The organism is Acidobacterium sp. S8 (assembly GCF_009765985.1).
In the GTDB taxonomy this organism is placed as follows: Bacteria; Acidobacteriota; Terriglobia; order Terriglobales; family Acidobacteriaceae; genus Alloacidobacterium.
The window spans coordinates 46,720-65,515 of record NZ_LMUM01000018.1; the positions used below are offsets into that span (position 1 = coordinate 46,720).

At 54.5% G+C, this 18,796-nt stretch carries 14 protein-coding genes, 2 tRNA genes and 3 rRNA genes; 7 read left to right on the top strand and 12 right to left on the bottom strand.

The window, feature by feature from the left end:
* Window positions 1-139 precede the first annotated feature (139 nt).
* Together purD and GSQ86_RS06265 are read left to right on the top strand one after the other, a co-directional pair.
* On the top strand, window positions 140-1,414 hold the full coding sequence (purD, locus tag GSQ86_RS06260) for a phosphoribosylamine--glycine ligase (RefSeq protein WP_158749107.1): 1,275 nt from the start codon (window positions 140-142) through the stop codon (window positions 1,412-1,414).
* A gap of 3 nt (window positions 1,415-1,417) precedes the next feature.
* Complete coding sequence (locus GSQ86_RS06265; RefSeq protein ID WP_158749108.1) at window positions 1,418-2,158, top strand: dienelactone hydrolase family protein; 741 nt, start codon at window positions 1,418-1,420, stop codon at window positions 2,156-2,158.
* A gap of 128 nt (window positions 2,159-2,286) precedes the next feature.
* Here the strand turns inward: GSQ86_RS06265 and rrf are convergent.
* The 8 genes from rrf to GSQ86_RS06305 all read right to left on the bottom strand — a co-directional run bounded on the left by rrf (window position 2,287) and on the right by GSQ86_RS06305 (window position 11,054).
* Window positions 2,287-2,403 (bottom strand): 5S ribosomal RNA (rrf, locus tag GSQ86_RS06270).
* 302 nt (window positions 2,404-2,705) lie between these two features.
* A 23S ribosomal RNA gene (locus GSQ86_RS06275) occupies window positions 2,706-5,628 on the bottom strand.
* Window positions 5,629-6,011: 383 nt separating this feature from the next.
* Window positions 6,012-6,087, bottom strand: a tRNA-Ala gene (locus GSQ86_RS06280).
* Between the two features lie 11 nt (window positions 6,088-6,098).
* Window positions 6,099-6,175 (bottom strand) — tRNA-Ile (locus tag GSQ86_RS06285).
* A gap of 30 nt (window positions 6,176-6,205) precedes the next feature.
* Entirely contained in the window at window positions 6,206-6,358 is a 153-nt protein-coding gene (locus GSQ86_RS06290) for a hypothetical protein (RefSeq protein WP_158749109.1), read from the bottom strand.
* 102 nt (window positions 6,359-6,460) lie between these two features.
* A 16S ribosomal RNA gene (locus GSQ86_RS06295) occupies window positions 6,461-7,960 on the bottom strand.
* The 16S, 23S and 5S rRNA genes sit together here with 2 tRNA genes alongside, the layout of an rRNA operon.
* A gap of 949 nt (window positions 7,961-8,909) precedes the next feature.
* The gene (locus GSQ86_RS06300) at window positions 8,910-10,310 is read right to left on the bottom strand and encodes a M48 family metallopeptidase (protein ID WP_254062191.1); all 1,401 of its coding nucleotides are present in this window, start codon (window positions 10,308-10,310) and stop codon (window positions 8,910-8,912) included.
* 63 nt (window positions 10,311-10,373) lie between these two features.
* A complete protein-coding gene (locus GSQ86_RS06305) occupies window positions 10,374-11,054 on the bottom strand; it encodes a MarC family protein (RefSeq protein ID WP_158749111.1) in 681 nt (226 codons plus the stop codon).
* A gap of 407 nt (window positions 11,055-11,461) precedes the next feature.
* Between GSQ86_RS06305 and GSQ86_RS06310 the strand changes: the two genes are divergently transcribed.
* Entirely contained in the window at window positions 11,462-11,779 is a 318-nt protein-coding gene (locus tag GSQ86_RS06310; RefSeq protein ID WP_158749112.1) for a hypothetical protein, read from the top strand.
* 16 nt (window positions 11,780-11,795) lie between these two features.
* Here the strand turns inward: GSQ86_RS06310 and GSQ86_RS06315 are convergent, their stop codons facing one another.
* Together GSQ86_RS06315 and GSQ86_RS06320 are read right to left on the bottom strand one after the other, a co-directional pair.
* Window positions 11,796-12,809, bottom strand: a complete 1,014-nt coding sequence (locus GSQ86_RS06315; protein ID WP_158749113.1) for a cytochrome D1 domain-containing protein — start codon at window positions 12,807-12,809, stop codon at window positions 11,796-11,798.
* 80 nt (window positions 12,810-12,889) lie between these two features.
* The gene (locus GSQ86_RS06320; RefSeq protein ID WP_158749114.1) at window positions 12,890-13,756 is read right to left on the bottom strand and encodes an ATP-binding protein; all 867 of its coding nucleotides are present in this window, start codon (window positions 13,754-13,756) and stop codon (window positions 12,890-12,892) included.
* A gap of 298 nt (window positions 13,757-14,054) precedes the next feature.
* Between GSQ86_RS06320 and GSQ86_RS06325 the strand changes: the two genes are divergently transcribed.
* Both GSQ86_RS06325 and GSQ86_RS06330 read left to right on the top strand, forming a co-directional pair.
* Entirely contained in the window at window positions 14,055-14,783 is a 729-nt protein-coding gene (locus GSQ86_RS06325; protein WP_158749115.1) for a sensor histidine kinase, read from the top strand.
* Window positions 14,784-14,884: 101 nt separating this feature from the next.
* Window positions 14,885-15,385, top strand: a complete 501-nt coding sequence (locus GSQ86_RS06330; RefSeq protein ID WP_158749116.1) for a LapA family protein — start codon at window positions 14,885-14,887, stop codon at window positions 15,383-15,385.
* Between the two features lie 27 nt (window positions 15,386-15,412).
* Here GSQ86_RS06330 and GSQ86_RS06335 read toward each other — a convergent pair whose 3' ends face one another.
* Entirely contained in the window at window positions 15,413-15,991 is a 579-nt protein-coding gene (locus GSQ86_RS06335; RefSeq protein WP_254062192.1) for a TetR/AcrR family transcriptional regulator, read from the bottom strand.
* Between the two features lie 151 nt (window positions 15,992-16,142).
* Between GSQ86_RS06335 and GSQ86_RS06340 the strand changes: the two genes are divergently transcribed.
* Complete coding sequence (locus GSQ86_RS06340) at window positions 16,143-16,763, top strand: FMN-dependent NADH-azoreductase (protein ID WP_158749118.1); 621 nt, start codon at window positions 16,143-16,145, stop codon at window positions 16,761-16,763.
* A 110-nt stretch (window positions 16,764-16,873) separates the two neighbouring features.
* Window positions 16,874-17,932, top strand: a complete 1,059-nt coding sequence (locus GSQ86_RS06345) for an LLM class flavin-dependent oxidoreductase (protein WP_158749119.1) — start codon at window positions 16,874-16,876, stop codon at window positions 17,930-17,932.
* Between the two features lie 4 nt (window positions 17,933-17,936).
* On the opposite strand, the gene GSQ86_RS06350 is transcribed toward GSQ86_RS06345, so the two are convergent.
* Window positions 17,937-18,743, bottom strand: coding sequence for a L,D-transpeptidase (locus GSQ86_RS06350; protein ID WP_216841033.1), 807 nt, complete (start codon window positions 18,741-18,743; stop codon window positions 17,937-17,939).
* Between the last annotated feature and the right edge of the window lie 53 nt (window positions 18,744-18,796).

Below are 18,796 nucleotides of genomic sequence, written 5' to 3' on the forward strand. Positions count from 1 at the left end.
GTAGCTCTCCTTTAGAGGTACAGCAAGTGGGAGGAAGCATACCACCGATGTCCTGACGCTGGCCGTTTGGTGCTGAACTTGGCGAGTTTCCTGCTGTGCGATAGCCTTTGTTAAGAAAACAGGGAGAGATTTGGCAGGCATGAAAGTTCTAGTAATTGGCTCAGGCGGCCGCGAGCACGCCCTGGCATGGGCAATTCGAAAATCATCGCGTGTGACTGAAGTAGTTTGCGCGCCGGGAAATGGCGGCATGGCGCAGGTGGCGCGGCTGGTCAACGCCAATCAGAAAGACGTAAACGATATTCTGCGCGTCGTGGTAGCAGAGAATCCGGACTTAACTGTGATTGGGCCGGAAGTGCCGCTGGCGCTGGGGCTGGTCGACGAGATGCAGCGGAGAAGCCTTGCCGTCTTCGGTCCCACGCGCGCGGCAGCGATGCTTGAGACGAGCAAGTCATTTGCGAAGCGGTTCATGCAGCGGCATCAGATTCCGACAGCGAATTATGCGGTGTGCACCACGGCGGAAGAGGCTCTGAGCTCGCTCGATCTTTTTCATCTGCCGGTAGTAATTAAGGCCGATGGGTTGGCCGCAGGCAAAGGCGTGCTGATCTGCAATACAAAGAAAGAAGCGCAGGATGGCATTGCCGGATTGTTCAGCGGCAAGCTGCTTGGAACAGTGGAGACAAGCGTCGTCATAGAGGAATTTCTCGAGGGCGAGGAAGTCTCGTTTCTCGTTCTGAGCGACGGCAAGCATGGCGCGCCACTGGTGCCCGCGCAGGATCATAAACGCATTGGCGAAGGCGATACAGGCCCGAATACGGGCGGCATGGGTGTCTACTCTACTGATTCCATCCTCGATCCGCAGATGAGTGAGTGGATCATGCACCACATTGTGCAGCCCACGATCGATGGCATGGCGACCGAGGACACACCATTTGTCGGCATCCTCTATTGCGGGCTGATGATGACGGCTCGCGGTCCAATGGTGCTTGAGTACAACACGCGCTTCGGCGATCCGGAGACACAGGCGATCCTGGTGCGGCTCGAGTCAGATTTGCTGGATGGGCTGGAGGCTTGCGTTGCCGGGCGCTTGAGCGAGACGGAGTTCCGCTGGCGCAAAGGAGCTTCAGCCTGCGTGGTGGCGGCTTCGCAAGGGTATCCGGGAAGTTACACGACAGGACAGCCCATCACAGGGCTGGAGGAAGCCGCGAAGATTTCTGGCGTTGAGGTTTTTCACGCTGGTACGTCGCTGCTTGACGGTCAATACCTGACGAACGGCGGGCGCGTGCTGGCGGTGACGGCTGCGTCGAATACGCTCGAAGACGCGCTCAGGCTGGCATATGAAGGCATCGGCAAAATTCGCTTTGACGGCATGTACTATCGGCGCGATATCGGGCATCGAGCGCTGAAGAAAGTGTGAGCAATGGTTCTTAAAGACGATCTCGTCGTTGATATTCCTACAGCCACCGGACCCATGCGCACGTACTTCTTTCACCCCGCGGCTGAGGGACGTTATCCCGGCGTGATTCTCTACTCTGAAATTTTTCAGCTTACCGGACCGATCCGCCGATTCGCGTCGTTTATTGCCGGGCATGGATACGTGGTTGCCGTGCCCGAGGTCTATCACGAGCTTGAGCCAGCTGGGACAGTGCTGGCTTACGACCAGGCTGGCGCCGACAAGGGCAATGATGACAAATATGCGAAAGAGCTAGCCTCGTACGACGCGGATGCTCGTGCGTTGATCGAATATCTGCCCACGATGAAGCAATGCAATGGACGGCTCGGCGCGATTGGCATCTGCCTCGGCGGCCATCTGGCTTTTCGGGCAGCGATGAACCCGGAGATTCGCGCAGCCGCGTGTTTCTACGCGACAGATATTCATTGCGGAACGCTGGGCAAGGGCAAGAACGACGATTCTTTGAAACGCGCAGAAGAAATCAAGGGTGAGCTGTTACACATCTGGGGACGCCAGGATCCTCATGTCCCACTCGACGGGCGCATGAAGATCAAGGCGAGGCTGGATGAGGCGAGTGCAAACTACCAATGGTTCGAAGTGAACGGTGCGCACGCGTTTATGCGCGATGAGGGTTACCGCTACGATCCAGAACTCGAATACCAATGTAAGGGATTGGTGTTATCGCTGCTGCATCGGCAGCTGACCTGAACTTTCAGGCAGACCGGACATTCCGTGTTTGAGATTAAGAAAGTAAGCCCTTCGAGATGGTAAGCCCTTCGAGACGCAGAGACAAAAACAAAAGCCCGCTCCGAAGAGCGGGCTTTCTTTAAGACTTATGCCGGCGATCACCTAATCTCCCACACAGTTACCCGTGCAGTACCATCGGCCCAGCGAGGCTTAACTTCCGTGTTCGGGATGGGAACGGGTGTGACCCTCGCGGTATGGTCACCGGCAAATTGAGGCGTTTTCAAAGCATTTGAGCCTTGAGCCGAGCCTAAGCGTTACTTGCTAGGTCTCGACGCCTTAAAAACTTGGGCGGCGCTTGGCGGGCTGTTTCTCCCGCAGCCAGTAGCGTCTAAAAACGGGCTGTTTCTCCCGGACGCGAAAACGGCAAACTGGCGCCATTATCCAACCTAATATCTCACAACGAAATCGATCGGGAATATTTCCCTTGAATCTTGTTACTTTGACCAAGCGTATTTTACAAGGCTTGTTGAATATCTTCAGTGCGGCATTACTGCACAGAATTAATTCTATGGACAAGCCGAACGGGCGATTAGTACTGGTAAGCTACACGCATTACTGCGCTTCCACATCCAGCCTATCAACCAGGTGGTCTTCCTGGACCCTTCAGGGAGATCTCATCTTAGAGCGTGCTTCCCGCTTATATGCATTCAGCGGTTATCACAACCGAACTTCGCTACCCAGCCGTGCCATTGGCATGACAACTGGAACACAAGAGGTTCGTCCATCCCGGTCCTCTCGTACTAAGGACAGCCCTCTTCAAATCTCCTACGCCCACAGCAGATAGGGACCGAACTGTCTCGCGACGTTCTGAACCCAGCTCACGTACCGCTTTAATAGGCGAACAGCCTAACCCTTGGAACCTTCTACAGCTCCAGGATGCGATGAGCCGACATCGAGGTGCCAAACCATTGCGTCGATATGAACTCTTGGCAATGATCAGCCTGTTATCCCCGGCGTACCTTTTATCCGTTGAGCGATGGCCCTTCCATACAGAACCACCGGATCACTAAGGCCTGCTTTCGCATCTGCTCGACTTGTAGGTCTCACAGTTAACCACTCTTATGCCTTTGCACTCGACGACTGATTTCCAAACAGTCTGAGAGTAGCTTCGCGCGCCTCCGATACAATTTAGGAGGCGACCGCCCCAGTCAAACTACCCGCCTAACTATGTCCCTCTCCCGGATCACGGGAGTAGGTTAGAATCACAACACTCACAGGGTGGTATCTCACCGGTGGCTCCTCCAAACCCGAGAGTCTGGGATCAAAGCCTCCCACCTATCCTGCGCAGTAAGAGTCATAATTCATAGTTAAGGTGTAGTAAAGGTGCACGGGGTCTTTCCGTCTAGCTGCGGGTAACCGGCATCTTCACCGGTACTACAAGTTCGCCGAGCAACTCGTTAAGACAGTCATACGATCGTTACGCCATTCGTGCAGGTCGGAACTTACCCGACAAGGAATTTCGCTACCTTAGGACCGTTATAGTTACGGCCGCCGTTCACCGGGGCTTCAATTCAAAGCTTCGCCTTGCGGCTAACCTCTCCTTTTAACCTTCCGGCACCGGGCAGGCGTCAGCCCCTATACGTCGTTTTAGACTTTGCAGAGACCTGTGTTTTTGTTAAACAGTCGCCGTATGCGTTTCACTGCGGCCCACCAGAGGTGGGCGACCCTTCTCCCGAAGTTACGGGTCTAATTTGCCGAGTTCCTTAACAAGCTTTCACTCGAGCGCCTTTGGATATTCTCCTCGTCTACCTGTGTCGGTTTGGGGTACGGTTCCCAACTACTCTCCTTAGAGGATTTTCTCGGCAGCGTGAACTCAGCAGCTTTCGGGTATACACCCTACTGTTTTGCGCCTCACTGTTAAGCTCCGACGGATTTGCCTATCGGAACCAGCTTACGCGCATCAAGCCCCATAGCCATAGGAGGCCCTGCTTATCCTTCTGCGTCTCCCCATCGTCAAACGAGAGTTGGGAGGTCCGGAATATTAACCGGATGTCCATCAGCTACGCCTTTCGGCCTCGCCTTAGGGACCGCCTAACCCTGAGCGGATTAACCTTCCTCAGGAAACCTTAGACTTTCGGCGTGAATGGTTCTCACATTCATTATCGCTACTTATGCCGGCAGGGTCTCTTCTCAACGCTCCACCAGTCTTCTCAGTCTGGCTTCACCGCTGTTGAGAATGCTCTCCTACCACGCACACCATAGGTGTGCATCCGCTGCTTCGGTGTACAGTTTTAGCCCCGTTATATTGTCGGCACCGGACCGCTTGACCAGTGAGCTATTACGCTTTCTTTAAAGGATGGCTGCTTCTAAGCCAACCTCCTGGCTGTCTGGGCGTTCCGACTTCCTTTCCCACTTAACTGTAACTTGGGGACCTTAGCAGGCGGTCTGGGCTGTTTCCCTCTCGACAATGGAGCTTAGCCCCCACTGTCTGACTCCCGGACTGGTTGTCTGTGGCATTCGCAGTTTGGTTGGATTCAGTAAGCCGGAAAGCCCCCTAGTCCATCCAGGTCTCTACCACCACAGCAAATCATCCGAGGCTAGCCCTAAAGCTATTTCGGAGAGAACGAGCTATCACGGAATTTGATTAGCCTTTCACCCCTACCCTCAGCTCATCCGAGCTTTTTTCAACAAACACCGGTTCGGTCCTCCAGTGAGTGTTACCTCACCTTCAACCTGGCCAAGGGTAGATCATCCCGCTTCGCGTCTATTCCTGCCAACTAAATCGCCCTATTAAGACTCGCTTTCGCTTCGGCTCGCTTACGCTTAACCTTGCTGACAAGAATAACTAGCCGGCTCATTATGCAATAGGCACGCGGTCAGGCATTCGCTTGCGCGCATAGCCCTCCCACTGCTTGTAGGCACACGGTTTCAGGTACTTTTCACTCCCCTAACAGGGGTTCTTTTCGCCTTTCCCTCACGGTACTGGTTCACTATCGGTCAGAAACGAGTATTTAGCCTTACGGAATGGTCTCCGTGGATTCAAGCAGGGTTTCACGTGCCCCGCCTTACTCAGGTGCCAGCTTCGAGTCCGGATAGTTTTCGTCTACGGGTCTGTCACCCTCTGTGGATCCCCTTTCCAGAGGATTCGACTAACTACCGGATTGGTAACTCTACTGTTGCTGGTCCTACAACCCCCGATACACCGAAATGCAACGGGTTTGGGCTATTCCGATTTCGCTCGCCACTACTTTCGGAATCGAGATTTCTTTCTTTTCCTCCAGGTACTGAGATGGTTCACTTCCCTGGGTTCGCTCGTGCCCGCCTATGTATTCAGCGGGCCGTTCCTGAGGTTTGCTCAGGAGGGTTTCCCCATTCGGACATCTTCGGATATAACGCCTGTGTGCGGCTCCCCGAAGCTTTTCGCAGCTTGCCACGTCCTTCATCGCCTGTTTCTGCCAAGGCATCCACCGTGCGCCCTTAGTAGCTTGACCATAGAATTAATTCCATGCAGGAATAAAACTATGTCTTGTATTGCCGCCTGAGTGCCGTCTTATCTGCATAACAACTTACGTATGCCGACAGTCACGTCACTACTAATTAGTTAAACTTCTTAAATATTCTAAAGACACTCAACTTGAACATGACTTAGCCCCACAGTCTTATCTAGAACTTCAAATCTAGATCCGTGAAACAAAGCCTTGCTCAGCCTTGTAATAAATTACCCAATCGATTTCGTTGTCAAACATCCAGGCAACAGCTTTCGCTGACGCTCGCCCTCAGGCGAATCGAACATACCGAATCTACTTGCGTTCGGTCTGCCCAAAGATCGATATCTTTGAAGATATCCACCTTCAGGCAGTCTCTTATACGGAGTTGGTGGAGCTGAGGAGGATCGAACTCCTGACCCCCTGCTTGCAAAGCAGGTGCTCTCCCAGCTGAGCTACAGCCCCATCTTAAGTTATGGTGGGCCTGGGTAGATTCGAACTACCGACCTCACCCTTATCAGGGGTGCGCTCTAACCAACTGAGCTACAGGCCCGCATTCCGCCCAGACGACTCACGCCTTATTCTAAACGCAAGGCGCCAGGCTGAGCCCGATGCTCGTATTCACGTACTCGAGAAAGTTTTCGAGGACCAGGCTGAACAGCTCGACAGCTACGCCGTCGATGACCATCGTAAAAAGCAGGAAGAAGCAGAGAAGGCTTGATTCAGGCTCCCTCATTTGAGTCAGGGACTCATCTGAGGGGTGTATGGCACATCTCATGAGCGGCTTTCGCCGTCCGCTATCGCGGATACATAAGACTGCCATGACGTTCTCTCTTAGAAAGGAGGTGATCCAGCCGCAGGTTCTCCTACGGCTACCTTGTTACGACTTCACCCCAATCATGAATTACACCTTGGAAGGCTGCCTCCTTGCGGTTGGCTCACCTGCTTCTAGTGCAACCCACTTTCGTGATGTGACGGGCGGTGTGTACAAGGCCCGGGAACGTATTCACCGCGGCGTTCTGATCCGCGATTACTAGCGATTCCAGCTTCATGGAGTCGAGTTGCAGACTCCAATCCGAACTGAGGCCGGCTTTTTCCGATTAGCTCCCCCTCGCGGGTTTGCGACGGTTTGTACCGGCCATTGTAGCACGTGTGTAGCCCTGGACATAAAGGCCATGAGGACTTGACGTCATCCCCGCCTTCCTCCCCGTTATCCGAGGCGGTCTCACCAGAGTGCCCAACTAAATGATGGCAACTGGTAATAAGGGTTGCGCTCGTTGCGGGACTTAACCCAACATCTCACGACACGAGCTGACGACAGCCATGCAGCACCTATATAGCAGCCTATTGCTAGGAAGGGATATTTCTACCCCGGTCCACTACATTTCGAGCCCAGGTAAGGTTCTTCGCGTTGCGTCGAATTAAACCACATGCTCCACCGCTTGTGCGGGCCCCCGTCAATTCCTTTGAGTTTCAGCCTTGCGACCGTACTCCCCAGGCGGATCGCTTAACGCGTTAGCTTCGGCACGGCGGGATTGGGTACCCGTCACACCAAGCGATCATCGTTTAGGGCTAGGACTACCAGGGTATCTAATCCTGTTTGCTCCCCTAGCTTTCGTGCCTCAGCGTCAGTTGTGGTCCAGTGAGCCGCTTTCGCCACAGGTGTTCCTTCCGATATCTACGCATTTCACCGCTACACCGGAAATTCCACTCACCTCTCCCACACTCAAGCCCGGCAGTTTCTCATGCAGACTTCGAGTTGAGCCCGAAGATTTCACATAAGACTTACCGAACCGCCTACGCACCCTTTACGCCCAATAATTCCGAACAACGCTCGCCCCCCTCGTATTACCGCGGCTGCTGGCACGAAGTTAGCCGGGGCTTCTTCTCTCGGTACCGTCATTATCGTCCCGATCGAAAGGAGTTTACGTCCCAAGAGACTTCATCCTCCACGCGGCGTTGCTGCGTCAGGGTTTCCCCCATTGCGCAAAATTCCCCACTGCTGCCTCCCGTAGGAGTCTGGACCGTGTTTCAGTTCCAGTGTGTCCGTGCGCCCTCTCAGGCCGGATACAGATCACTGTCTTGGTGGGCCATTACCCCGCCAACTAACTAATCTGCCGCGACCCCCTCCTTAAGCGAATTGCTCCTTTGACCCGTAGGTGTTATGCGGTATTAGCCTCGGTTTCCCGAAGTTATTCCCCACTCAAGGGTAGGTTAGTCACGTGTTACTCACCCGTGCGCCACTTTACTCAGGACCGAAGTCCCTTTCTCGTTCGACTTGCATGTGTTAGGCACGCCGCCAGCGTTGATTCTGAGCCAGGATCAAACTCTCGTTTGAAACCTGATGACTGCACTTAACTGACGGAGGTCAGCTAAGGCAATCGCCCTGCAATGCTCGAAAGATTGCAGAGCATAATATAGTGAGAATGATCAAACCAATTCTTCTTCCATTCTCACGACTGGCATGTTCAACCTGATTGTCAAAGATCCTCACAGTGACCGCCTAAGCGGGCTGCTTTGGATCGAGAGCGTGACTGCGTCACGCGTCCTCGAACTTGTTGCGCCGTTTTTGCGCGAACTTTCTAAGACTATCGAAGATTCTTGCGTCCGTCAAGGCTTTTCTGAACTTTCTAGTTCAGCCATTCCGCCCCATCTTCGAACTTCTGTAGCGAGAGGAGCACTTATAGCATCCGCGTCTCGCAACGTCTTCTTCGCATCGCCTTCCGGGTTGCCCCGTTCAGTTCCGCACAGCGCTAAACTTTGAAAGATCAACCGCAGAGCATACTCTGCGATCGGGCACTCAGCCCTGAAGGGTAAAAACCCTCAACCTGCAATGGATTGTTCGCTCTTAGTGACGCTCTCAGCGTCTGTCGAACTCTCACTTCGGCTTCGCAATCTACTCAGGACTCTATCCCGGGTGCGAAGCGATCCTTGCCACTGCTCTTCTGTGTCGTTTTTTATCTTACCGCAGCCTGTTGCATTTTGCAACTTCGACCGCGTCTTTGCTCGCGTCCGCCTCTCAGCGTCTCGCTCACATCGTTGCGACAAGATGAATATTAGCAACCGGGGAGCCTCATTGCAACTGTTGAAAACTGTGAATGCTTGTTGAAAAGCGACGTTTACACAGTGTTCATGCGGCTGCCACCGCTTCGCAATTCGTAATTTCAGCGGCGATTTACAGGTACACAGCCCCGGATAAGCCCTTCGGCCATCTTGGTTTTCGTGCTGAAGGCGCGAAAACGGGAGTCTGATCGCGAGCCACAAAGGCCTATAGCTCGGGATTATTCCTACCTGTTCATACGAAATGTTCGCAAAATCTGCTCAAATGTAGGCCGTAATGCTTCGAAATCTTTCTGCGGCGCCACAAATACCAGATAACTCAGCGATCCATCTCCGCGCGCAATAGTCACCAGCCAATCCCGCTCCGTTCCTCCGGCTGAAGTGCTCTGGTTCAGGAACTCGACACTCTTTGCAGGCAGCTGGTTCACCCGCACGTCTTCCATTTCTGTCGCCGCCTTCACTCCGGGGTTTCCCTTCTGAATGCCGGCGATCAGCTGATTGGTAGCCGCCTCCAGATCGGCGCCCTGCTGCGGTTGAAAATTATCGATGATGACGCCGTAAATCACTGTGCTGTTATCTGTATCCGCCGCGACCACACCGTTCGCCGGCGCAATCGTCGCTCCCGCACCCGCCTTCTCTAAAGCCTGCCAGCTTCCCGGATATTGGACCGAAAACCCACTGCTATCGAGCGTTTTCCAGCCGCCGGAGGGGCGAAGATCCACCGGCTGCGATCCTCCCGGAGCTGCATTTGCGCCATGTTTTTTCCACGCGCCGCTCGCGATCTCTTTGGCCGAGTACGCATGCATCCCGCTCACCAGCTTGTGAATCTTCTGGAACTCGGGCGTCGTCATTATCCAGTGCTCACGCGGCGGCAACGTGGCAATCTCGGCATTTACATACTCCGTCCGGTTCCCGGGGTTGGGATGGTCGCTCAGGAACTGCGACCCGCCTTCGCCATATTTCCCCTGAATGATTTCGAAAAACTGCACCATGCCGCGTGGATCGTACCCGGCGTCATAAGCCATATCTGCGCCCATGAGGTCGGCCTGCTTCTCCGCATCGCGGCCCATCTTCAGAAAGGTCATACCCGCTGCCGCGCCTACTCCTTCCGCCGCCAGCGCGCCTCCCGCACCTGGCAACAGGACACCAGCCGCCAGCTGTCCCAGCGCCCACCATGGGGCCTGGCCCTGTTGCTTGGTGATGTTGCAGGTCGCATGCCGCATCACCACATGCGAAATCTCATGCGCCATCACGCCCGCAAGCTGCGCCTCGGTCTCCGCCGCCTGAATCGTTCCCAGGTTCACGAAAATTGGCCCACCGGGCAGCGCAAAGGCATTGATATCGGCTTGATTCACCACATGGAATGAAAAAGGCCATTGATACCCCGGCGCAAACTGCACCAGCTTCGCCCCAAGCTGCTGCACATACTGCGTTACCGGACTCGAATCCGGCAGCACTGGCATCTCCTTGTAAACCAGTGCCGCGGCCTTCTTTCCTTCGGCAATCTCGCGATCCTGAGTAAATGAATTCTTGCAGGGCGCCGGCTGCACAAAACGTGCGTGGGCAGGAACCGCTAAAACGGTTGTCAGCAGAAGAGCAACAATGCAATGGGTTTTTATTCTCGTCATACACATTTTGCGGAGCGATGCAGTAAATTCGCCAAACAGCGCGAAGCGCGTGTGCCTGGAGGGCTAGACCTGCTTGGCGATCACGCCCAGGTCCGTCAATCCATTGACAAAGAACTGCACCGCCAGCGCCACCAGCAGCAGTCCCATAATGCGCACCAGTATTCGAATTCCGGTCTCGCCCAGCAGCTTCTGGACTCGACTTGCGCCGTTTAGTACGCCATAGCTGGCTACGGCTGTAATCGCAATCGAGCCAACAATAGCGAACATCTGCCAGTAGTTCGGAGCCTGCCCCACCAGGACCATTACGCTTGAAATCGCACCCGGCCCGGCAAGCATTGGAATTCCCAGTGGCACAATCCCCGCATCTTCTTTGGCCGTCGCCTCAATCGTTTCGTCAGAGGACTCCTGCGTAGGCGACCGCTTCGCCTCCAGCATGTCGATGCCGATTAAAAGCAGAATCAACCCACCCGCAATTTCAAACGCCGGCAGCTTAATGCCGAAAAGGCTGAAGATAAACTGCCCGGCAAAGGCAAACGCCGTCAGCACAATAAAACACGTCAGCGAAGCCTTGAAGGCCATGCGCTTGCGGCGCGGCCCGTCGGCGCCGGCAGTGATGGCCAGAAAGGAACCGATCGCCGCGAACGGATCTACAAGGAAAAAGATCGAGCTGAAGGCCAGAAGCGAAAAGCGCACGTAGGTCGAGTGCTGCAATTCATGAAGCGCCGTATTCGCCGGACCGTACATATCAATGAAGTTATCTCATCCAGTCGCCTGCGGCGAAAGACTTTTCCAGGGTTAACTTAACCTTTATTAACCGGCGTTCAGCAGTATCTTAGCGCTAATCCTGCTAAGTGGTGTCAAAACTTCTCGATAACCGGAACAGTTTGCCGACACGCAAAAGGTTGCCCGCGCGGCCTCTCTGAATAGCTCCCGTTATCAGTTACTTAGTGAATTTCACGTTTGGCATTGCAACTGCCCTAATAGCTGCGCCCACCGGACACGCTGGTTTTTTGTTTAAAGTCCGGGTTGGGCACTTCGAAGTGATGCCGAAGCAGAGAAAATCATCGGCGACATGGAAGACAGGAGAATGGAAGTTCTAAAAAATGGATACTTCGTCTTCGCCTCGGATCTTATTTAGCAGTGACGATTATTTGCTGGCCTCCCCCATACGCGATGTCCTGCGTAAAGGCGGATTCCACGTTGATTTGGCCAGCAGCTACCAACAGCTCGAGCAAGTATGGCCAAGCCTCAGGCCGGAGATCGTCCTGTTTGAGGTTTCACGTCCTGACTCCATCGAGCCAGCTACTGCTTCCGCGCTTCGCATTAAGCGTCTCGATGCAAGCCAGTTCATCGGATATCTTGCCGACGCCAATCTCCGTACATTCGGACTCACTGGCGATGCCATCCTTTCGCGCGATGTGACTCTTCTACCGGAAACGCTTCGCCAGATCTATACGGGAAAATTGTAATCACTACAGGCACATATTAGAAATGCGCCCAGGCCAGGCCATCAGCGCCCTTTCCTGCGTCGATGGTGGCCGTCACTTTCCACTGTGGAATATCGAGCGCTGCCACCTTGCCGCTTGCTCCGCAGGAAACATATGCCATCGCGCCATCGGGCCGAACAAGGATTTCCGTGGGATCTTCGGGAACATCGATAGTGCGTGCCACTTTCAACGTGGTGAGATCCACGACTGCCACTTTATTCGCTGAAGTCAGCGCCACCAGCAACCAGTGCCCGTCTTTCGTCGACGCCGTTCCGTAGCCGATGGAAGGCAACTCCACCCACGTCTTGACTTTGTTTGTCGCCGTGTCGATCACAGCGAGCCGCGGCTTCGTATAGTCGACCGTAAAAACTGATTTGTCATCATTCGATAGCGAGATGCGCTGCACATGCGTCGCAACCGGAATTACGGTCACGTTTTTGCGCGCTTTCAGATCAAGCACCGAGACCGTTCCCGGTCCCACATTCGCCGTATACCCGTAATGTCCGTCACGCGTAATCGCCAGCATGTGCGACTCGGCCTGTCCAGTCGGAATCGTTCCAGCAATCTTGCCCGTATTCAGATCAATCGCTGTTACAGAATGATCCAGCTCCGTCGTTACATACAGCAGTCCGCTGGCTTTGTCATACTTCGCGCAATGCGGCCGCACGCCACGGCCGAAGTCGAGAGTGTGTGTGACTTTATGGCTGGCGATATCGATGATGTCCATCGTGCTTCCATCCGTGCCCGGCTTACCCACACCTGAATTTCCATAGATCGGCACGTATGCCGTCTTTCCATCCGGAGAGGCAGCAACTTCGTGTCCCGTATATGCATTTTCGGGAACCGCAGCAATTTGTTTGTTCGTCTCTGGATCGATCACACTCAGGCTTTGATCCTTCTGATTCGCGACCAGCAGAACAGCCCGCGGCGCGCTTTGCGCCATCAATACCATTGAAGCAGCACCCAGGCAAAGCCCCGGCAACAGACGACCGAATAATCTGAGATTTCGCATTGAGCGCGAATGTAACATAAGCGGACGATCTGTTGCAGCCCGCAGTCAGGTGAAAGCTGGAGCGCCTGTCGTTCCATTATTTATTGCGACATATCAGACGGTGTGATCTCAGGCGCTGAAACATATTTGATCAGCAGCACTTCATTGCCGATCTCGCTATAGATCAGCTCATCCACAGTGCCAGCCGCCAGCAGAAGGCCGTAGCCGCCGGAACGCATTCCTACTTTTTCGCGCTGCGCAATGTGGGCCGCGGGATCATCAGACGGATTTGCGATGGCCGCATGAGTCAGCGATTCGCGGCGGAAGCCGGCCCCCGGATCACGTACGTAAAACACCATGGATCGTGCGGTGCGAACGGCTGTCACTTCAACTACCTGTTCAGGATTAAACGCTGCTCCGTGTTCCATGGCATTCAGCAAAATCTCTCGCAGCGCCTGCATCATCTCATCCCGCGTGTTCTCGGGCAGTTGAACGCTAAGCTCCTTGGCAAAAGTCATCAGACGTTCAGCCGTGATGAGACGGCAATTAAGACGAACCGACACCCAGCCGGGCTTGGCTGACAACACTTGAATGTCATCTCGCCATTCATTGTCAGAGGCGGCGCTCATGGCCAGAGTCGCAATCTCATGGGAGTCAAATGGAGGAGTGAAGCAGGCGAAGATCCGCGCACGCAGGGCAGCGATCACTTCGTCCGGAGTGCTGCTGTGCGCCAGGACGATGCACTTTACCCCGGGCCGGATGCCGCGCATCTCTTCCAGCAGCGCCAGGTCCTCGTCGACAAAGCTGTCGGGACTGGTAATGACGACTCCAAATGCCAGAGCACGTAATCGCTGAAGGGCATCGGCGTGGCCTGCCGCGTAATCCATAGGAAAACCGGCAGCCAGAAGCGCCTCGCCGATCTCGCGGCTCACTTGGGCTTGATTGCCAATCAACAGCACCCGGCTCATGTTGTGCTCCGAGATAATCAGACTTCAATAGTGTATTTATACGCGTCTTTCCCGATATCTCCATCGCTTCAGATATGGAGTTTCAGATGCGAGCGTATATTTCACTAAAGAGATCGATACAAAAAGAGTCTGTCGGAATGCAAACGAGGTCTTCTGACAAACGAAATTCTCAGAACATGCCGGAGACGACAGAAGTTGTGGAAATTGCATCGTATATAGACTGGTCTGTGGGGAATTACCCCCAGTAGTTGACGCTGACTCGCGTTCTCTCCAGAAGTACCGCTTTGGGGCGAAGCGAATGGCTGAAAATGAAATTGCCGAGTTGGAAGCCAGATTGGCGATGGCTGCGGAGGCTTTGCGGAAGTCCGAAGAACGGTCTACCGCAGGCCAGCTCGCCCTCGAAGTCATGCATGAGATCAGAAACCCCTTGGAAGCTCTGGGGAACATCACTTATCTCACACGGGAATGTGCAGATGATCCGGCGGAAGTGCGGAACTACATGCATCTGGCTGAAGAGCAGATGGCGTCGCTCAACCAGATCGCGAATCAGACACTTTCCTTCGCTCGCACCTCCCAAGTGCCTCGTCCCATCGATCTTGTAGGACTGGCGGAAGCCGCGTTGCGCATCCATCAAAGAGCGATCGCCGCCAAGAAGATCCGTCTTCTGAAGGAACTACCGGAACGCATAGTTGCCGAAGTACATACAGGACAGATGCTTCAGGTCGTATCGAATTTAATTCTCAATGCAGTTGACGCCTTACCTGAGGAAGGCATCCTCTCTTTGCGAGTGCGGAAACGCGATGGTGAGGTTCATTTTGTGATCGCCGACAATGGCCACGGCATTCCCAAGGAGCATTCCTCGGAAATCTTTAAACCCTTTTTTACCACCAAGGAAGGGCGTGGGACCGGCCTCGGCCTGGCTCTTTCAAAGAACATAGTCGAGCGTCATAAGGGTAGGATTCGTATGAGAAGCAGCGTACGTCCCGGCAAAAGCGGCACAATTTTCAAAATCTCTCTTCCTGCCTGACTAATCCCACTTCCCCGTTTCAAAAACCTGAGGGAACTGGAAGGGTAGAACAAGCGTACAGTCTACGAAGAGCTTCGTCTTTGCTGCGTTAGGAGTACGAAATGACATTCCATTGGCCGATTCTGGTTGCGGTGTCCGTATTAGGCGTGATTCTGGGCGTGCTGGCGGATTGGCAGCTTGGCACCCGATTTCGCAAGCGTTTGGAACTGCGCGCGCTTACCAGGGAGTATGGTTCTCTTGCCGGACAGTACCTGAATTACCGCATCCTGGACGATGGACGGCATGAGCCTACTGGCGGAATCGTGGAAATCACATGGCAGCCCAGGGATGGCTTACTCGACGTCTCTGGCTTTCACTCAACTGGTCACCCGGAATGGCATAGCTATATCAGGATGAACCGGGAATACGCTGGAACGGGCATCGGCCATTACAATAACGTGAATTCCATCCATGGCGGAATTCAACAGGTGCTCTACTCGAAACACACCCGCTCCTTCAACGTCATGGGAACAAGCCATACCCACAAAGAATTCGCCCATTGCTGGAAACCGAAAGAATCCGACCAGCCGACAACTCATAAACCATCCGCAATTCAGGCGTAATCCAGCCTTACCATTCAGGCTATTCGTTCATCGATGCCCTGAGACTGAGGCCTCTATGGAAGTCGCGGACGGAAGCATGGGGAGGACTAATTGCATGATGCGCGGCACCACATATTCTGCGGAAGGCCGTTCCGGGGTGTTGAACCATTCCTTGACCGCGCCATAAATGGCCCAACTGGCAGCCGTAGCGATCACCTCTGGCGGTAAATCTGCAACAGAAGCTGATTTCGGCATGCCTGCCATCAACACCCTGCGAATCGCTGCGGTCACCGCCGCTTCCACCAGCGGCTCAAAGGCGCTCTGGCGCTGACATGCTGTGTCGCCGGCTTTTGTCCCGGTCAGATAGTCGCACGTCGCCAGGATCACGGCGCTCACCGCAGCCGGACAGCTCCCGTCATAGCTGACATTCCGTTCGTGCAGGAGCTGATGAAAGCCGCCCGCCACCATGGATTCCAGCAGTGCATACTTGTCCGTGTAATGGTCATAGAACGTAGCCCGATTGACGGTGGCGGCCTCGGTAATGTCCTGCACGGCAATCTCGTCGAAGCTCTTCGATTGCATGAGAGTACGCAGGGCGCCCTGAAGCAGCTGCCTCGTTCGGCGCATTCGTGGGTCGCGTACTTCACAGTCGGAAATTGGCATGGTTCTTCCTTTAGAGGGTAGCAAACAGAAAAAAGAATCCATAAAACAGCATGTGTCGTCTATATAAACGACATAAGTTGTCTAAACATCTTATGTCGCCTAAAGGAGATCGAAGATGCCAACCCTCTTACATATCGATTCGAGCCCGCTTGAGAACTCTATCAGCCGGGAACTGACGCGTGAATTCGTGAAAACCTGGCAAAACGCACATCCCAATGGCAGGGTGATCTATCGCGACCTTTCAGCCGAGCCACCAAAGCCGTTAGATACAGCATGGATCCACTCCTCGTTCACGCCGGAAGATTCACGCACACCGGAACAAAAAGCAGCGTTAGCTCTATCCGACCAGTTCATCGCCGATCTGGAGAGCGCAGATGAATACGTGATCGGTGTTGCGATGCATAACTTCTCGATTCCTTCCGTGCTCAAGCTGTGGATCGATCAGGTCGTTCGCAGCGGACGTACTTTCGTCTATGCCGAAAGCGGACCGCAGGGATTGCTCCATGGCAAGAAGGCTACAATTCTTGCCGCCAGCGGCGGAGTCTATGACGCGGGCACACCGGCAAGCGGAATGAACTTTATCGATCCTTACCTGAAGGCCGTCCTCGGTTTCGTCGGTGTCACCGATGTGAAATTCGTAACTGCAGGTGGAGCAGCCCAGCTAATGACGGGTGCGGTGGATCGTGAGACTTTCCTGAAGCCTGCCCTGGAAGCCGTGCGCACAGCAGCGGCATAAATTGACCGATAAGCGCGGACAGGCGCTGATACCTTTCGCGAGAAAGTGGATGTGCGCCTGTTCATAATTGTGTAACTGTGCAAACAGGGTTCGCGAGAGGAGGCCCGCCAATGGAAATAGGCATCGACAGCTTTGTTGAAAATACGCCAGATCCCGTAAAGGGTGTCGCCGTCAGTCCTGCCGAACGGGTGCACGATCTGCTCGAAGAAATCGTGCTGGCCGACCAGGCCGGTCTCGACGTCTATGGCATCGGAGAACACCATCGGCAGGAGTACATCTCTTCCGCGCCCGCCATCTTGCTTGCCGCCGCAGCCGCCCGCACGAAACGCATCCGACTCACCAGCGCAGTTACCGTTCTCAGTTCCGACGATCCCGTACGCGTCTTTCAGGACTTCGCTACGGTCGATCTGATTTCGCAGGGACGCGCTGAAATCACCATCGGTCGCGGCTCTTTCATCGAATCCTATCCGCTCTTCGGCTTCGACCTCAACGACTACGACGAGATCTTTGCAGAAAAGCTCGATCTCCTGCTGAAGGTTCGCGAGAACATTCGTGTTCACTGGTCTGGAAAGCATCGTTCCGGGCTTACCGGGCAGGGCGTCTATCCGCGTCCATTACAAAACCCGCTGCCGGTGTGGATCGGAGTCGGCGGAACACCCGCATCTTTCGCCCGTGCCGGTGCACTCGGTCTTCCTCTCGCTGTCGCCATTATTGGCGGTGAGTTCCACCGTTTTCGACCGCTGGTTGATCTATATCGCGAAGCCGGTCGTCGCGCAGGCCATTCTCCGGAGCAACTCGCCATAGGCGTTCACACGATCGGCTTCGTTGCCGACACCACCGCGCAGGCAGCCGATGATCTTTTTCCGGCTTATGCCTACACCTTCAGTCGAATCGGAAGGGAGCGCGGATGGCCGCCTGTTACCCGAGCGCAATTCGACGCCACCCGAACCTCCAGGGGCGCGCTGCTGGTAGGCAGCCCGGAAGCCACTGCCGAGAAGATACTCGCCATCGATGAAGCGCTTGGAGGAGTCTCGCGCATCTCGATTCAGCTCACTCCCGGCTCACTTCCACATGCTAAAGTCCTGCACGCCATTGAACTCATAGGCGCCCGCGTTGCACCGATGGTCAGGAAAAATGTAGCGGTTCCCGCTGTCGGCGCTTCGTCATAAGACATCAATCCGCGGGCATGGGCGGCAATTTCCACTGGCTCGCCAGCCGCTTATATTCGTCAACCGGCAGTTGTACCAGCAGAGGATTTCTTTTGGGATCGAGCCATTGGAGCAGCGTCTCCAGCTTTGGAGTTGCCATTGCCGTACAACCGGCTGTCCCATGATCAGGGCCGCCCCAGATATGAAGAAAAACGCAGGAGCCCGCTCCCGGTCTTGGATTTTCTGCGTTGTTCCCGGCAACCGTATTGTTGTGATTTACAACGATGCCCCAGCGATAGGCTTCTCCAACATCCCGCATATGTTCTGAACTCTTCCAGTCAGCCGAAACGGTAGAGCGGTCTATGACGCGGTTATAGTATTTCGATCTCGTGTCATCGACGCATTCGATCGATGGAGTGAGGCTGAGGTAAGCCAGCTTCACTCCAGTCAAGGGAGTGGGTGCATCACCAAACGCAGTCCCCAGGCTGAATATGCCTGCCGGAGATTTGCCGTCTCCTTCTTTCTTTACAGGATCTGCGGCGAGCCGAAGGTTGGCATCGTTGGTGCCCGTTACACCGATCCCCCAACCAAGACCATTCTTTCCCACGACGATCGGAGTTCCATCGCCTGCAGGGCGCCATGCGTCATCTGGAGTGGCGCGCTCATAACGTTGTAGTCGTCCATTCACCGCGTTCCATCCCGATGTTGTGACCACGATCATCTGCGTTGACTGCGCAAGTGGATCACGCTGGGAAGCAGAAGTCTGAGCGGAAGCCGTCACACCTGAACCTGTGACGATCAGAAGGCAAAAGAAGAACGACAGTAGTTTCATAAGATGTCGCATAACTCAGACGATGAATCGTATGGATGTATCGAGCGGTACCC

Bases quoted from the DNA above. Each gene is read 5' to 3' on its own strand.
- purD (WP_158749107.1), top strand. From the start codon at position 140: ATGAAAGTTCTAGTAATTGGCTCAGGCGGCCGCGAGCACGCCCTGGCA.
- GSQ86_RS06265 (WP_158749108.1), top strand. From the start codon at position 1,418: ATGGTTCTTAAAGACGATCTCGTCGTTGATATTCCTACAGCCACCGGA.
- GSQ86_RS06290 (WP_158749109.1), bottom strand. From the start codon at position 6,358: ATGAGGGAGCCTGAATCAAGCCTTCTCTGCTTCTTCCTGCTTTTTACG.
- GSQ86_RS06300 (WP_254062191.1), bottom strand. From the start codon at position 10,310: ATGACGAGAATAAAAACCCATTGCATTGTTGCTCTTCTGCTGACAACC.
- GSQ86_RS06305 (WP_158749111.1), bottom strand. From the start codon at position 11,054: ATGTACGGTCCGGCGAATACGGCGCTTCATGAATTGCAGCACTCGACC.
- GSQ86_RS06315 (WP_158749113.1), bottom strand. From the start codon at position 12,809: ATGCGAAATCTCAGATTATTCGGTCGTCTGTTGCCGGGGCTTTGCCTG.
- GSQ86_RS06320 (WP_158749114.1), bottom strand. From the start codon at position 13,756: ATGAGCCGGGTGCTGTTGATTGGCAATCAAGCCCAAGTGAGCCGCGAG.
- GSQ86_RS06325 (WP_158749115.1), top strand. From the start codon at position 14,055: ATGGCTGAAAATGAAATTGCCGAGTTGGAAGCCAGATTGGCGATGGCT.
- GSQ86_RS06330 (WP_158749116.1), top strand. From the start codon at position 14,885: ATGACATTCCATTGGCCGATTCTGGTTGCGGTGTCCGTATTAGGCGTG.
- GSQ86_RS06335 (WP_254062192.1), bottom strand. From the start codon at position 15,991: ATGCGCCGAACGAGGCAGCTGCTTCAGGGCGCCCTGCGTACTCTCATG.
- GSQ86_RS06340 (WP_158749118.1), top strand. From the start codon at position 16,143: ATGCCAACCCTCTTACATATCGATTCGAGCCCGCTTGAGAACTCTATC.
- GSQ86_RS06345 (WP_158749119.1), top strand. From the start codon at position 16,874: ATGGAAATAGGCATCGACAGCTTTGTTGAAAATACGCCAGATCCCGTA.
- GSQ86_RS06350 (WP_216841033.1), bottom strand. From the start codon at position 18,743: ATGAAACTACTGTCGTTCTTCTTTTGCCTTCTGATCGTCACAGGTTCA.